The organism is Rahnella sp. PAMC25559, from assembly GCF_050632365.1.
Classification (GTDB): Bacteria; Pseudomonadota; Gammaproteobacteria; order Enterobacterales; family Enterobacteriaceae; genus Rahnella; species Rahnella rivi.
This window is the reverse complement of the sequence record NZ_CP192543.1, coordinates 2101854-2116581: the sequence shown is the minus strand read 5'-3', so window position 1 is coordinate 2116581 and position 14728 is coordinate 2101854. Positions and strand designations below refer to the sequence as shown.

Sequence of the window (14728 nt, the reverse complement as noted above, 5' to 3'; positions counted from 1 at the left end):
ATTGGCAATTTTACAGCCCTGATCCTACACACAAAAACGCCGGTAGCGTAAGCCTAAATCTGTGACGGCGGGTTAATTCTCACCTGAACTTTTCAGGCAGGCGCAAGTAGAAAAGACACCTTTCGCCGGTGTCTTTTCTCTATCTGCACTTAACATTGATAAAGGTGATTATTGAATTGATATACACATAACAATGAAATTAATACAACGTAATATGATGTGAGATTTTATATCAATATATCATGAGCGGATCATAGGTGTTTTTTAAAAAATTAAATCAAACCTTTCCTATAAAATCTTATTCTGTTCTTTATTGTAATGCTAATAAGCAGACATAAAAAAACCCGCCGACAGAGTCAGGCGGGCTTAATACTCAGGATGGCGCATTAACGGAAAGGCGAATCCATCGGCACTTCAGCATCGGGTTCGTGCGTGATTCGGTTTCTCAAATCACGGCGGATCATTTCAATCGCCCAGAACCAGAAGATGTGGCCCAGTAATTCAGACACATATTCATCCAGCGGAAGCCCGGATAATGGAGGTGTCAGACCCAGCAGCGGGAAACTTATCCAGTGGACGGCAACAGTCGCAATAATACCGGCCAGCGCACCCTGCCATAATTTTACTTTCGGGAAGACTTCCGCGACCAGGCAATAGCCTATCGCGAAGACCAGAGAGAAAATAATATGGGTAATATGGACAGGATTAATAATATGTTCAGAGAACTGGTAAACGGCATGTGTCGGGTCAATGCCCAGATAATCTCTCAGGAACAAATACGGCGGGTTAAATTCATCGCGACCGCCTGAGAAAGTACGTGGGGGTAAAGGCACTTCTGCGCCCCACTTCACGAAAGCTGACATCACACCGGCAATAATACCGACAAAAAAAGCCACGCCATAACGGCGGCGGTTCGGTGCAGTCATCACAAAAAAGTCTTTAATTTTCATAGATCCCCAGTAGTCAGTAAATTTCCGTAAAGAGTAAAACTTTACAGATTGTTACCGTTGATCTTGATCAGGGTTCTATGGATTTTACTCATAAACAGAAGATTTACAGGGATAAGCCCTTTGGCGCATGACAGAAAGGGAATATGCAGATGGTAAAGCTCATGCGTTATTCGCGTAGGATTTTGTCACCCCATGATGACTTTACTTACCGCTCCAAAATCTCCTGAACCCAATCATTCCAGCAATCGCATCCAAGTTGCGACTCGATGGTATTAGGGTTGTTTTCAATCCACCACGCCTTCACCACGTCATATTCAGAGAGGGTCAGTGCGAAGCGCCGCCAACGTCCCATCCGACCATCTTGATCGCAGGGATCACTGCCCGCCAGGAAGAATTCATTCAGGAAAGGCAACGGAGGAAAATAGCCAGAACCGCTGATGATACCAAATATGCCGTAAAGCACTTTGGTATTATCCTCTAAGACGCGCTTAGCATGATCAATATTATCCATAGAAATCCCTGCGACTGATGTTTACCCTATTATATTGCTCTGAATTGTATTTAACAGAATAAGTCTGCTCCATGGCCGCCAGCTCTCACCTGATTCTGGCAGGCTTTCAGGCGGCCACTGCGTTTTCATCGGTTATCAGGAAATTTTTTGCTTTTCAGTTTGCACTGAGCCGTCTCTGGCGTCAGGATCTCCTGATTCTTTTCATGGCAGTGATTAAGGCTTATCGATAATGACGACCCAGACACCTGAAACGCCGGTTCCGGCAGGGACAATTTTTAGCGCAGCCGGTTTGCAATTTCTGAATAAACTCGCACAAAACAACTCCCGCGACTGGTTCAAAGCGAATCAGGATGAATACGAAAATACGCTGAGAACCCCGGCACTGCGGTTTATCGAACACATGCAGCCAGAGATTATTGCCATTTCCCCGAGGCTGACTGCCGTCGCCAGAAAAGTGGGCGGCAGCCTTATGCGTCCGCAGCGGGACAGCCGTTTCAGCAAAGATAAAACGCCTTACAAAACCAATGTCGGCATCCAGTTTCGCCATTTTCAGGGCAAAGATGTCCACGCCCCCGGACTCTATCTGCACATTGCCGAAGATAATTGTTTTCTCGCGGCGGGGATCTGGCATCCGGAATCTAAAGCGTTAAATGCGATCCGTACGTGCATTGATGAGAATCCGAACGCCTACAAGAAAGCGCTTAAGACATTGCACGACAACGGATTCGTGATGGATGGCGACAGCCTGATTCGACCGCCAAAAGGCTACGACAAAAACCACCCGTTGTTAGAGGAATTAAAGCGCAAAGATTTTATCGCGATTAAAAATATCGCCTTTGAAGATTTGTGCAAACCTGATGTGGTCGAGTTTTGCGCGGCGCAGTTCAGGCATTGTGCGCCACTGATGGCTTACCTGTGTTTTGCACTTGAGCTGGATTTCTGAGGCAACAGGAAGAGCAGTACAGGACATCTTGCACACTGAATTTCAGGCATAAAAAAAGACGCCAGCGGGCGTCTGTTTTTTCGGTTTTACACCGCGAAGATGGTACGCCCTACAGGGCTCGAACCTGTGACCTACGGCTTAGAAGGCCGTTGCTCTATCCAACTGAGCTAAGGGCGCATTGCTTGTCCCATTCGGGAGCGTTGCGGGTTCGGATTATACGGGCAGACCGGGATGAGTCAATGGCTTTCGAACTCTCTGCTTAATGCCTGAACAATTTCAGGTTATTCCCGGCCTGCCCCGCAGCGGAATGTGATGCGTCTGGACTATTTTTCAGACTTCAGCGCCGCGGCAATCACGCGTGCAGAAGCATGGTATGCCACGCCTTCGTAAACGGTCAGCTCTGGCCGCAATGTCTGAACCACGCCGTTTTTGCCGATCACCGCAGGCTGGCCGATGTACACGTTCAGCTCTTCATCCCACGCCGACACCGGATATACGCTGTGCGCGTCAGATAATATCGCGTCCACCAGACGGGCCGTTGCCGTGGCAATGCCGAAACTGGTCCAGCCCTTGCCTTGCAGAATTTCCCAGCCACCGCCGCGCACGGCGTCCTGCATGCTGGCCCAGTCAACGTCACGGTCGCCCGCCAGTTGTGCTACCGGACATCCGCCCAGAGTCACGGTGCTCCAGGCGACAAACTGTGATTCGCCGTGCTCACCCATCACGTAGCCGGTGACGCTTTGGGGGTCGATATCGAAGAATTCGCCCACGACGCGCTTCATGCGTGCGGTATCGAGCGACGTGCCGGTGCCGAAGACCTGAGAATGCAGGAAGCCGCTGGTTTGTTGAATAATCTGGGTAATGACATCGCACGGGTTGGTGATGTTGACGATAACGCCGCCAAAACCGCTGGCAATCACGCGCGGGATCACTTCACGCACGGCGGCGCGCGTCTCTGCCAGTTCTTCGAGGCGATCTTCACGCAGCAGCGTTTTCGGGCCGACGGCGATGACCAGCACATCTGCGTTGTGCAATTCGCTGTAATCGTTAGCCATTATCTTAACGCGTGACGCGGTGAGAGATGCCATGTCGCGCAGTTCGAGTGCCTGACTGCCCGCCTTTTTTTCGTCTTCATCCAGCAAAACAATCGTGTCGCACAATCCCTGTGTGACCAATGAAAATGCAACGTCAGCCCCTACGTGGCCTGCGCCTATAATCCCGACTTTACGTGTCATGGGTTCCTTTCCTGATGATTTAAAAAGACCTGTTTCTAAAATAGACACTTTTTTAAGCACTGTCTCAGTGAATTTTCGAACAAGTAATTCGCATTCAACGCCTGACAGCGCCCGCCGCTTCTGACAAAATAGGCGCATCCCCTGCATTTTTTAATTGATGGATTTATTCCCCGATGGCAGCAAAGATTATTGACGGTAAAACGATTGCGCAGCAAGTCAGAAGCGAAGTGGCGGCGCGTGTGCAACAACGACTGGCGCAAGGTAAACGCGCTCCCGGCCTGGCCGTGGTGCTGGTCGGTGAAAACCCGGCATCACAGATTTATGTCGCCAGCAAACGTCGCTCATGCGAAGAAGTCGGCTTCATCTCCCGCTCTTACGATTTACCCGCCACCACCTCTGAAGGCGAACTGCTGAAACTGATCGACGATCTGAATAACGACGGTGAAATCGACGGCATTTTGGTGCAGCTTCCGCTGCCAGCGGGCATCGATAACATCAAGGTTCTGGAACGCATTCATCCGGACAAAGACGTCGATGGCTTCCATCCGTATAACGTCGGCCGCCTGTGTCAGCGCGCTCCCACGCTGCGCCCTTGCACGCCGCGCGGCATCGTCACCCTGCTTGAGCGTTATGGTATTGATACCTTCGGGCTAAACGCCGTGGTGATCGGCGCATCCAACATTGTGGGCCGTCCGATGAGCATGGAACTGCTGCTGGCAGGTTGCACCACTACCGTCACGCACCGCTTCACCAAAAATCTTCGTCATCACGTTGAGAATGCCGATCTGGTGGTAGTGGCGGTCGGTAAACCGGGCTTTATTCCGGGTGAATGGATTAAACCGGGTGCGATTGTCATTGATGTCGGTATTAACCGTCTGGAAAGTGGTAAAGTTGTCGGCGATGTGGAATATGATGCCGCCGCTGAGCGTGCTTCCTTTATCACACCGGTGCCGGGCGGCGTAGGCCCGATGACGGTCGCGACGCTGATTCAAAATACCTTGCAGGCGTGTGAGGAATATCATGACATCAGCGCCATTAAGTCTTAATTCATTCGTACCAAACACAAAGTCAGGAATACATGGAAACTTTTTTTCTCGAAAAGCACCCGCACGTTGAACTGTGCGACCTGCTCAAATTTATGGGCTGGTGTGACAGTGGCGGTTCCGCTAAGTCGGTCATCGCTGAAGGCCAGGTCAAGGTCAACGGTAAAGTAGAAACCCGTAAGCGCTGCAAAATCGTTGCCGATCAGCAAGTCGAATTCGCCAGCAATATGGTTGTCGTCAAAGCGTCTGTTGAATAACGTTTCAACGACGCAGACCGCGACAAAAGAAAATGCCCTGAAAGCGTAAGCTCACAGGGCATTTTTTTATCCGCAACATAACGCCGCAGCGGGAATTAAGGCGCCTGGGTCACCCACAGAACCGGCCATTCTCCGCCGCTGCTGTAGCCGTCACAGGCGGGTTCAGTCGAAAATGCCGCCAGCCTGAACGCTTTGCCATCAAACACCCAGCGCGAGGCGACGCCGCAATCTCCGATCCCACGGCCTTTATCATAGGTCGAAAGCATGCCGGTTTTCGGGTCGAAATCTGCATTAATCAGCTCGGGCGCCTGTTCATCCTCACCCAGTTTGAACGGCATGTTCAGCGCCAGATTTTCCATTTTGTAAGGTGCCTGACGCGATACCACAAATCCCAGAGCAAACAGATTGTAAGCCCCCATGTCGCAGTTGACGGTCATCAGCGCCTTCTCATTACTCAGGGCGAAAATATGCACTTCACGTTCTGAGGGATCGAGGCTGCAATCATTGTTCTCAATGGTGGTCGCAGCGTTCTGCGTGATGGCTGAGATCTCACTCTCGGACAAGGCGTGCGGTTCACTAAAACGTGGCAATACCGGCGCGACCGGCGCAGGTGGCACGGTATTCGCCGGTTTCGTGCCCCGGCTGGCCCAGGCCGTTTTGGTGCCGACCCGCCCCTGCTGGGCATCGATGGCCAGCAGCACCGCTTTCAACCCTTTGAGCGAAATCATCGGTTTCACCGGTTGCGCGGGATCCGATTTACCTGCCAGCTGAATGCTGCTGCCTTCACGAATGGCGGCGATGAAATCATTGACCACCAGACGGTTACTGCCCGAAAGGTGCTTTTTACTGATATCCCATTCGCGGTGATTAAAACTCAGCGTTTTTCCGTTCATCTGCAAACGCCCGGCAATCGGCGCATCGCTGCTTTGCTCGTCGCTGTTACGCTGGTAATCAATACTGAGGGTGGATTTGCCCTCCGGCCCGGCTTCGCGGGTGATTTTCATCACCAGTTCCTGACCATCCTGACTGTTGCGCGCAGCGCAGTGGTTCAGGTTATCGCAGCTCACCTGCCAGTCGTTATACATTGCCTGTATCGGCTCGGCCTGCACGCTAAAAGCCAGCATTCCGGCCAGCAGGCATAAAGGGGAGGTCATCCATCTGCACATTATGAGTCTCAGCTCTTCTCTAAGTTATCTCCCTGATAATAGCGTAACCTCCGCCGGGAGACTGCTAACAAACCAGCATTTTTTTATTCGAAATTAGAAAGAGATACCTTTCCCGATGGCTTTTTTGGGCAAACGATAATTTTTTTCTACTTATCAGATCACGTAATGGTGACGTAACGAAACTTTCAGTACACTGGCTTTCGCACGTCATTGCCTATAACGAAAAAATAATGGCGCAAAGGATGATTTATTTCTCTGGGAGATACTGATGAAGTTGTGGATTTGGTTGATAGCCCTGCTTGCATTGCCTGCTCTGGCTGAAGAGCCGCCTGTGGTGTATTCCGGTACGCTGGGTAAAACCAGTATTGTGGTCGAGCTGGATTTAAATAAACCCGATGAAGTGACGGGCCGTTACTTCTATCAAAAATACCGTCTCGACCTGCCGCTTAATGGCTCGCTGGACGGGCAGGAGCTGAAACTTCAGGAAGGTCTGGATGATTTTGATGACACCCCGCGCCCTGAATTTTCCCTGACCAAAGATGAGAAAGGCAACTGGCAAGGGAGCTGGACCAATCCGCAAGGCAAAACCTTGCCGGTGAAACTGCAACCTGCGCAGTTACCTGCCGTCACCACCGATGATGCCTGGCTGACCGCACTTGCTCACATCGAACCTTATGAGTTTTTACGCCTTTCAGGCCTGCAGCTGACCGCCGGTAAAAGCGAAAATTTCATGGGGTATCAGCTGCAATGGTGGACGGAGCCGCAATCCAAAATTACGTTGTTCGAAATTGCCTCCGGCTACCCTGATGCCGAGCTGCACGCGATCAATCAGAAGCTGCGCACCCGCCTGTGGCAGGAAGTCAGCGGCTGGCATGCCTGTATGCTCGGCGCAAGCCGCTTCGGACAGGGTGAGTATATGCAAACCGTGACGCCGAAATACCTGAGTAAAGACATCGTCAGTATCAGTATTTTCACCTCTTACGATTGCGGTGGTGCGCACCCTGATTTCGGTGAGGCGCCGGTGAATATGAATGCCAAAACGGCAGAATCGCTGACGCTGGAAGATGTGGTCTGGGTCGGCGAAGGCGCCCCTTTCCATTATCTCAATGCGGAAGATGGCGTCTCCACCGGTAAAAATGATGTCGATTTCGACACCTTTGCGCAATATCGCGACAAGAAATGGGCGCCCTGGCTGGTTAAAGAGCTGACGCTGGCGCATCCGGCAGAAATGAAAAAACCGACCGAAGAAAGTGATGACGATTGCGATTACTCGCAACCGGAAATCTGGCAGTTCCCGGCGTGGTATTTCACCCCTGCCGGTCTCTATTTTGATCCGAGTTTTGCCCGTGTTCAGCGCTCGTGCGAAGGGCCTGAATGGTCGGTGCTTCCGTGGTCAGCGATCAAGAAGCAGGCTGGCACTGCCGCGGTCGCCACGGTGCAGTAACGCTTTTAGCGTCATGCAAAAACAACAAAGGCACCCTCGGGTGCCTTCTTCATTCTTAAGTGCTGAAATCAGTGCTGAACGCACCAGAGCGGTTCAGGCCATCCATCCCTGAATCTGAGCGTATTGCAACAGCATGATGGTTTTACCGTCTTTGATACGCCCGTCTTTGATCATGTCCAGTGCCTGGCTGAACGGCACCTCAAGCACATCGATGTCTTCGTCCTCGACCCCACCGCCGGCGTTCTGACGCTGCGACTCATCATATTCCGCCGCAAAAAAGTGCACGATTTCCGTCACGCTGCCCGGCGACATGTAAGCCTCAAACAGTTTATCGACTTTACCGACTGCAAAACCGGTTTCTTCGATCGCCTCTTTACGGATGCAATCTTCAGGGGAATCGTTGTCCAGCAGGCCCGCGCAGGTTTCCAGCAGCATTCCGGTGCTGTTGCCGTTGACGTAGGTCGGCATACGAAACTGTTTGATCAGCAAGACGGTTTTTTTGATTTTGCTGTAAAGAAGGATCGTCGCGCCATTCCCACGGTCATACACTTCACGGGTTTGCGGCTGGCGTTCGCCATTGCGTTTGATTAAGTCGTAGGAGAATTTACGCAAAACATACCAGTTGTCAGAGAGCAACTCGCTCTGGACATTTTCGATTCTGGAAGATGTTGGGTCAGATGCTGTTTCTTGAGAAAAAGTGTCGTGAGATGACATTCAATGCCCCCGCTCAGAAGTGGTGAGAGAAGCCAGGCATCATAGCCGTATTCTACTTCTCCCGCCATACTCAACCCTGCGCTATTGCCGCGATAAGCTGTTCGCGGTGGCGTTCAATCCATTGCCTGTCCAGCGGCCCCCAGCTGGAAAGCTGGTAGTAGCCGTCATTATTGCGTATTCCCTGCTGGATAAAATCCAGTTCAACGCCCATTCCCGGCAGCGCTTTCAGTACGTCCTGCAAGGTGCGGCGCGGCCAGCCGGTGATTTCCATCAGCTTCGGCACGTTGGGTTTTTGTTCGTTGTCCAGCAACCAGCAAAGGTAGAGGCGGCGGGCAAACACCGAATTTAACATCATGTTGAACGCTCCGGGCGTTGTCATTAAAAGGATCCATCAAAAGCGTAGACTGTCTGGTGAAATATAACCCCGTGTTCAGGTGGGCTTTTTTACATTATCTCCTTTATTTCTCCACGTTTTATTCGCCCTGAGAAGGTAAAGTGCTTAGACGTAGAACGACACTCTAACATTCACTCCGTCCTGTTTGGACAGTACTGCCGCTGGGAAAATCTTCTCAGTGGATTTTTTTGTCAGATTACTGACATTCTGTTTGTTTGCTGATGTGAGTCACTCCCGCCAGAGTGATAACGAGGTTTTTGACGCATGGCCAATTTTTTCATCGATCGCCCGATTTTTGCCTGGGTATTAGCGATCATTCTGTCTTTGTCCGGCGCACTGGCGATTTACTTTTTGCCGGTCGAACAATATCCCGATCTCGCCCCTCCTAATGTTCGCATCTCGGCAACATATCCCGGCGCATCAGCACAAACATTAGAAAATACCGTTACCCAGATTATCGAGCAGAACATGACCGGCCTCGACAATCTGATGTACATGTCTTCGCAAAGCAGTAATGACGGTAAATCACAGATTACACTGAGTTTTACCGCCGGGACTGACCCGAATGAAGCGTTGCAACAGGTGCAGAACCAGCTGCAACAGGCGCTGAAACGTTTGCCGCAGGATGTGCAAACGCAGGGGGTCACCGTCTCGAAAACCGGTGATACCAACCTGATGATGGTGGCGTTTGTCTCCACCGACGGCAGTATGGATAAGCAGGATATTGCCGATTATGTGGCCTCGAACATTCAGGATCCGCTGAGCCGCGTGGACGGCGTTGGCAGCATCGATGCTTACGGTTCACAGTACGCCATGCGGATCTGGCTTGACCCGGACAAACTCACTAATTACCAGCTGACCACTGCCGATGTGGTCACCGCGATCAAAGCGCAAAACAGCCAGGTGGCGGTCGGACAGCTCGGCGGCGCACCTTCTGTCGATTTCCAGGCGCTGAATGCCACGATCAATGCGCAATCGCAATTACAGACGCCGGAGCAATTTCGTCAGATCACGCTGAAAGTGAATAAGGATGGTTCGCAGGTCAAACTGGGGGATGTGGCAGAAATTGGTCTGGGTGCTGAAAACTACAGCCTGCTCAGCCGCTACAACGGTCAGGCCGCGTCCGGTATGGGGGTGAAACTGGCGTCCGGTGCGAATGAACTGCAAACCGACAAAGCGGTGCGCGCGCGCCTTGAAGAGCTTTCGCATTACTTCCCTCACGGCCTGAAAGCGGAAGTGGCGTATGAAACCACGCCGTTCGTTAAAGCGGCGATCACCGATGTGGTGAAAACGCTGTTTGAAGCCATCGTGCTGGTGTTTCTGGTGATGTACCTGTTCCTGCAAAACTTCCGCGCAACGCTGATCCCAACCATTGCCGTGCCGGTGGTGCTTCTCGGTACTTTTGCCGTGCTGCATCAGTTCGGCTACAGCATCAATACCTTAACCATGTTTGCGATGGTATTGGCGATCGGCCTGCTGGTGGATGATGCCATTGTGGTGGTGGAGAACGTTGAGCGCGTGATGAGCGAGGAAGGCCTCAGCCCCAGAGACGCTACGCGTAAATCGATGGGTCAGATACAAAGTGCGCTGGTCGGTATCACCCTGGTGCTCTCCGCCGTGTTCGTGCCGATGGCGTTCTTTGGCGGCACCACCGGCGCAATTTACCGTCAGTTCTCCATCACGATTGTGTCAGCGATGGTGCTGTCGGTGTTTGTCGCGCTGACGCTGACACCGGCGCTGTGCTCAACCCTGCTGAAACCTATTGCGAAGGGGCACCATCACGGCAAACGCGGCTTCTTTGGCTGGTTTAACCGCATGTTTGACCGCAACGCGCGCCGCTATGAAAACGGCGTGGCGGGGATTTTACGCAACAGCCTGCGCTGGATGCTGTGTTATGCCGCGCTGGTCGCGTTGCTGGCATTTATGTTTATTAAGTTACCGACCTCGTTCCTGCCGCTGGAAGACCGTGGTGTCTTCACGGTTCAGGTGCAGTTACCGCCGGGTTCGACGCTGCAGCAAACGCAAAAAGTGGTCGAGAAAGTCGAAAACTACTTCCTGAAAACCGATAAAAAAGATGTGCTTTCGGTGTTTTCCACCATCGGCGCAGGGCCGGGCGGTAACGGGCAGAATGTCGCTCGTATGTTCGTGCGCCTGACCCCGTGGGATGAGCGTACAGGTGCGGATGACTCCTCCTTTGCGCTGATCGAAAAGGCCACCACAGAATTCAGTAAGATTACCGAAGCCAGAGTGATCGCCAGCAGTCCGCCGGCCATTAACGGCCTCGGCAGCGCCACCGGTTTCGACATGGAATTGCAGGATCACGCCGGGCTGGGCCACGCGGCACTGATGTCAGCGCGTGATCAGTTGCTGGATATGACCGCCAAAGACAGCAATCTGATCCGCGTGCGTCATAACGGTCTGGATGACAGCCCGCAGTTGCAAATCGACATCGATCAGGTCAAAGCGCAGGCGCTGGGCGTGTCGATCACAGATATCAACAGCACGCTGAGCACCGCCTGGGGGTCGACTTACGTCAACGACTTTGTTGATCGCGCCCGTGTTAAAAAAGTCTACGTTCAGGCCGGTGCAAAATTCCGTATGCTGCCGGACGATATTAACCGCTGGTATGTCAGAAACGCCACAGGAACCATGGTGCCGTTCTCCGCGTTTGCCACATCATACTGGCTGACCGGCTCGCCGCGCCTTGAGCGCTACAACGGATATTCCGCGCTGGAGATTGTCGGGGAACCGGCAGAAGGCGTCAGCAGCGGTACGGCGATGGATACCATGGAAAAACTGGTGGCGAAATTGCCGACCGGGATTGGCCTCGAATGGACCGGGTTGTCCTATCAGGAGCGTTTATCCGGTTCACAGGCGCCTGCGCTGTATGCCCTTTCCCTGCTGGTGGTGTTCCTGTGTCTGGCGGCACTTTATGAAAGCTGGTCGATTCCGTTCTCAGTCATGCTGGTGGTACCGCTCGGCGTGCTCGGTGCGGTGATTGCCACCTGGATGCGCGGGCTGGAAAACGACGTGTATTTCCAGGTCGGGATGCTGACCATCATCGGGCTGTCGGCGAAAAACGCCATTCTGATTGTCGAATTTGCCAATGATCTGAACGTCAGGGGCCGGGAACTGTTAGAAGCTACGCTGGAAGCCTCGAGAATGCGCCTGCGCCCTATCCTGATGACCTCGCTGGCCTTTATTTTCGGCGTACTGCCGATGGCGACCAGCACCGGCGCAGGTTCTGGCAGCCAGCATGCGGTGGGTACCGGCGTCATCGGCGGGATGATTTCCGCGACCGTGCTGGCAGTCTTCTTCGTGCCGTTGTTCTTCGTGCTGATCCGCCGCCGTTTTCCGGGGAAAACCACGGAACCGGTGATAGCCGATATCGTTGAGACAGCCCCGGCAGAACTCAAATCACGGTAAAAAAAGTCGACAAAAAAGGCGTTAATGAGAATTAACGCCTTTTTTATTATTGATTTACTGGCTGTGAGAACCGTCGCTAACTGGACGTAATGGTCTTCCTGAACAAACGTTTTTTATAATGACGTGCTGACACTGAGAATAAATCTGTGCGCTTTACCGGCTATGTTTTTACTGTCACGGTGTGGCTGTTACGCGTTCAACATACGGTCGATAAAGTCTTTCCAGTTTCCTAATTCTTGCTCTAACATTTTGCTCCCCTTGATTGGACGAGGGGATTATACGGTTATATTTTAAACAAACAAATTATACCGACCGCTTATATAACCTGGATCACAATCCCGCCCCGTCTGGATCCTGCCCGCGTTTTGCCTCATTATGTGCCCTATCCTCGCGCCCGCATTCTGTGCTGGTGAAAAGTTCATAATTACTGACAGGTTACGTTTTTCTATGGCAACGACTTCGGCTTCAGCCCCATTTATTCTTTATGGCATTAAAAATTGCGATACCGTGAAAAAAGCCCGTCGCTGGCTGGAAGAAAACGGTGTCAGTTGCCAGTTTCATGATTACCGGGTTGAGGGGCTGGATGACAGCCTGTTGCAGAACCTGATCGACAAACAGGGCTGGGAAGCGATGCTAAACACCCGTGGCACCACCTGGCGCAAGCTCGATGAAGCAACCCGCGCAGGCTGTGACAATGAAGCCCGCGCTAAAGCGGTGATGCTGGCGCATCCGGCAGTCATCAAACGCCCTTTTTTACTGGCACCCAATGGCCAGTCTCTGCTGGGATTCAAACCAGAGAGCTATCAGCAATTCCTTGCGGAGGTAAAATAACATGAGCTGTCCCGTTGTCGATCTTGCCCAACAGTTGATCCGTCGTCCGTCACTCAGCCCGGACGATGCAGGCTGCCAGGAGATCATGATCGCCCGCCTCGAGGCCATTGGTTTCCACGTTGAGCCGATGCATTTTGGCGATACCCTGAATTTCTGGGCAACGCGCGGTGAAGGCAAAACGCTGGCCTTCGCCGGACACACCGACGTGGTGCCGACCGGCGATCACAAACTCTGGGTCACCGGCCCGTTTGAACCCACGCTGCGCGACGGCATGCTTTATGGCCGCGGCGCGGCGGACATGAAAGGTTCGCTGGCGGCGATGGTGGTTGCAGCAGAACGCTTTGTGGCCGCCAACCCGCATCACAAAGGGCGTCTTGCCTTTCTGATTACCTCTGACGAAGAGGCCAGCGCGGTCAACGGCACGGTAAAAGTGGTCAATGCCCTGATGGAACGTAATGAGCGCCTGGATTATTGTCTGGTTGGCGAGCCTTCCAGCACCACCCGCGTAGGTGACATTGTGAAAAATGGCCGTCGCGGTTCCATGACCGCCAACCTTCACGTTCACGGCGTTCAGGGACACGTAGCCTATCCGCATCTGGCTGACAATCCGGTGCATCGCGCCATGCCTGCGCTGAACGAACTGGTGGCTACCCTGTGGGATAATGGCAATGAATTCTTCCCGCCAACCAGCATGCAGATCGCCAATATCAATGCCGGTACCGGCAGCAACAATGTCATTCCCGGCGAGCTGTATGTGCAGTTTAACTTCCGCTTCAGTACCGAACTGACTGATGAAATCATCAAACAGCGCGTCGCCGCGCTGCTGGACAGCCATAATCTGCAATATACCCTGAACTGGGTGGTGTCCGGCCAGCCGTTCCTGACCTCACGCGGGGCACTGGTCGAAGCCGTGGTTAACGCGGTTCGCCACTACACTGAGATGACTCCCGAGCTGCAAACCACCGGCGGAACCTCCGACGGACGCTTTATCGCACTGATGGGCGCGCAGGTGGTCGAACTGGGGCCGGTAAACGCCACCATTCACAAAATCAACGAATGCGTTCATGCCGCCGATCTTCAGGTTCTCAGCCGTATGTATCAGCGCATCATGGAGCAGTTAGTCGCATGATAACCCAAGAGATGCTGACCGGACGCTCAACCGCTCACCTGGTCACATTGGGCGACGGCCCACACCGTTTGCAGCCAGAGGCGGCACAGGCGTTTGCCCGGATGCAGCAGGCAGCGCGTGAAGCGGGGTTTGATCTCCAGCCAGCCAGTACCTTTCGTGATTTTGATCGCCAACTGGCTATCTGGAATGGAAAATTTCGCGGTGAGCGACCAGTATTAGATAAGGACAGCCAGCCAGCAGACGTCAGCGGATTGTCTGCCGGACAGCGGTGCGAACTGATCATGCGCTGGTCGGCATTGCCGGGCGCCAGCCGCCACCACTGGGGCAGCGATCTGGATGTGTACGATCCCCGTCGGGTGCCTGCCGGCCAGACGTTACAGCTGGAGCCGTGGGAATATGAGCAAGGCGGGTATTTTTATTCGCTGAACAACTGGATGTCAGACCATATGGCGGAGTTTGGTTTTTATCGTCCGTATGCTGTAGACCGTGGCGGGGTAGCTGTTGAACCCTGGCACCTGAGTTATCGCCCGCTGGCGCAGTTGTGTGCATCACAACTGACGCCGGAGGTGCTTATCAGTGCATGGCAAGGGCAAGATGTGGCGGGTTCTGACTGGGTTATCAGTGAGATGGCCACCCTCTTCCCGAGATTCATCGCCCTACCAACAAACAACATTTAAGGAGCACG

At 52.9% G+C, this 14728-nt stretch carries 15 protein-coding genes and 1 tRNA gene; 8 read left to right on the top strand and 8 right to left on the bottom strand.

Annotated features, from left to right (window positions below; genetic code table 11):
• Positions 1–386: 386 nt before the first annotated feature.
• Together ACQZQY_RS10945 and ACQZQY_RS10940 are read right to left on the bottom strand one after the other, a co-directional pair.
• Positions 387–950: a YagU family protein gene (locus tag ACQZQY_RS10945; RefSeq protein WP_056771403.1), complete on the bottom strand. Its 564-nt coding sequence runs from the start codon at positions 948–950 to the stop codon at positions 387–389.
• A 205-nt stretch (positions 951–1155) separates the two neighbouring features.
• The gene (locus ACQZQY_RS10940) at positions 1156–1461 is read right to left on the bottom strand and encodes a hypothetical protein (RefSeq protein WP_431297093.1); all 306 of its coding nucleotides are present in this window, start codon (positions 1459–1461) and stop codon (positions 1156–1158) included.
• Positions 1462–1690: 229 nt separating this feature from the next.
• On the opposite strand from ACQZQY_RS10940, the gene ACQZQY_RS10935 reads away from it, so the two are divergent.
• Positions 1691–2404 carry a DUF2461 domain-containing protein gene (locus ACQZQY_RS10935; protein ID WP_056771397.1) on the top strand — a complete coding sequence of 238 codons (714 nt, stop codon included), beginning with the start codon at positions 1691–1693 and terminating at the stop codon, positions 2402–2404.
• A 100-nt stretch (positions 2405–2504) separates the two neighbouring features.
• Here ACQZQY_RS10935 and ACQZQY_RS10930 read toward each other — a convergent pair.
• A tRNA-Arg gene (locus tag ACQZQY_RS10930) sits at positions 2505–2581 on the bottom strand.
• Between the two features lie 146 nt (positions 2582–2727).
• Complete coding sequence (locus tag ACQZQY_RS10925) at positions 2728–3639, bottom strand: L-lactate dehydrogenase (protein WP_431297092.1); 912 nt, start codon at positions 3637–3639, stop codon at positions 2728–2730.
• Between the two features lie 173 nt (positions 3640–3812).
• Here ACQZQY_RS10925 and folD point away from each other — a divergent pair, with 173 nt between their 5' ends.
• A complete protein-coding gene (gene folD, locus ACQZQY_RS10920; RefSeq protein WP_056771390.1) occupies positions 3813–4685 on the top strand; it encodes a bifunctional methylenetetrahydrofolate dehydrogenase/methenyltetrahydrofolate cyclohydrolase FolD in 873 nt (290 codons plus the stop codon).
• Positions 4686–4717: 32 nt separating this feature from the next.
• Positions 4718–4939: a ribosome-associated protein YbcJ gene (ybcJ, locus tag ACQZQY_RS10915; protein WP_056771387.1), complete on the top strand. Its 222-nt coding sequence runs from the start codon at positions 4718–4720 to the stop codon at positions 4937–4939.
• A 95-nt stretch (positions 4940–5034) separates the two neighbouring features.
• On the opposite strand, the gene ACQZQY_RS10910 is transcribed toward ybcJ, so the two are convergent.
• Positions 5035–6093: a DUF1176 domain-containing protein gene (locus ACQZQY_RS10910; RefSeq protein ID WP_431297091.1), complete on the bottom strand. Its 1059-nt coding sequence runs from the start codon at positions 6091–6093 to the stop codon at positions 5035–5037.
• A 280-nt stretch (positions 6094–6373) separates the two neighbouring features.
• On the opposite strand from ACQZQY_RS10910, the gene ACQZQY_RS10905 reads away from it, so the two are divergent.
• Entirely contained in the window at positions 6374–7549 is a 1176-nt protein-coding gene (locus ACQZQY_RS10905; protein ID WP_056771381.1) for a hypothetical protein, read from the top strand.
• Positions 7550–7642: 93 nt separating this feature from the next.
• On the opposite strand, the gene nudK is transcribed toward ACQZQY_RS10905, so the two are convergent.
• Together nudK and ACQZQY_RS10895 are read right to left on the bottom strand one after the other, a co-directional pair.
• Positions 7643–8263 (bottom strand): GDP-mannose pyrophosphatase NudK, encoded by a 621-nt coding sequence (nudK, locus tag ACQZQY_RS10900; RefSeq protein WP_056771376.1) that lies wholly within the window; start codon positions 8261–8263, stop codon positions 7643–7645.
• Between the two features lie 70 nt (positions 8264–8333).
• The gene (locus ACQZQY_RS10895; RefSeq protein ID WP_056771375.1) at positions 8334–8618 is read right to left on the bottom strand and encodes a winged helix-turn-helix domain-containing protein; all 285 of its coding nucleotides are present in this window, start codon (positions 8616–8618) and stop codon (positions 8334–8336) included.
• Positions 8619–8921: 303 nt separating this feature from the next.
• Here ACQZQY_RS10895 and acrD point away from each other — a divergent pair, with 303 nt between their 5' ends.
• Positions 8922–12083 (top strand): multidrug efflux RND transporter permease AcrD, encoded by a 3162-nt coding sequence (acrD, locus tag ACQZQY_RS10890; RefSeq protein ID WP_431297090.1) that lies wholly within the window; start codon positions 8922–8924, stop codon positions 12081–12083.
• Between the two features lie 188 nt (positions 12084–12271).
• On the opposite strand, the gene ypfM is transcribed toward acrD, so the two are convergent.
• On the bottom strand, positions 12272–12331 hold the full coding sequence (ypfM, locus tag ACQZQY_RS10885) for a protein YpfM (protein WP_112168684.1): 60 nt from the start codon (positions 12329–12331) through the stop codon (positions 12272–12274).
• A 199-nt stretch (positions 12332–12530) separates the two neighbouring features.
• Here ypfM and ACQZQY_RS10880 point away from each other — a divergent pair, with 199 nt between their 5' ends.
• From ACQZQY_RS10880 to ACQZQY_RS10870, 3 genes are read left to right on the top strand one after another with little or no spacing between them, the layout of a single operon-like run.
• Positions 12531–12914: an ArsC family reductase gene (locus ACQZQY_RS10880; RefSeq protein ID WP_122095965.1), complete on the top strand. Its 384-nt coding sequence runs from the start codon at positions 12531–12533 to the stop codon at positions 12912–12914.
• 1 nt (position 12915) lies between these two features.
• Positions 12916–14043: a succinyl-diaminopimelate desuccinylase gene (dapE, locus tag ACQZQY_RS10875; protein ID WP_056771365.1), complete on the top strand. Its 1128-nt coding sequence runs from the start codon at positions 12916–12918 to the stop codon at positions 14041–14043.
• Positions 14044–14054: 11 nt separating this feature from the next.
• Positions 14055–14720 carry a M15 family metallopeptidase gene (locus tag ACQZQY_RS10870; protein WP_431297178.1) on the top strand — a complete coding sequence of 222 codons (666 nt, stop codon included), beginning with the start codon at positions 14055–14057 and terminating at the stop codon, positions 14718–14720.
• The last annotated feature ends 8 nt before the right edge of the window (positions 14721–14728 follow it).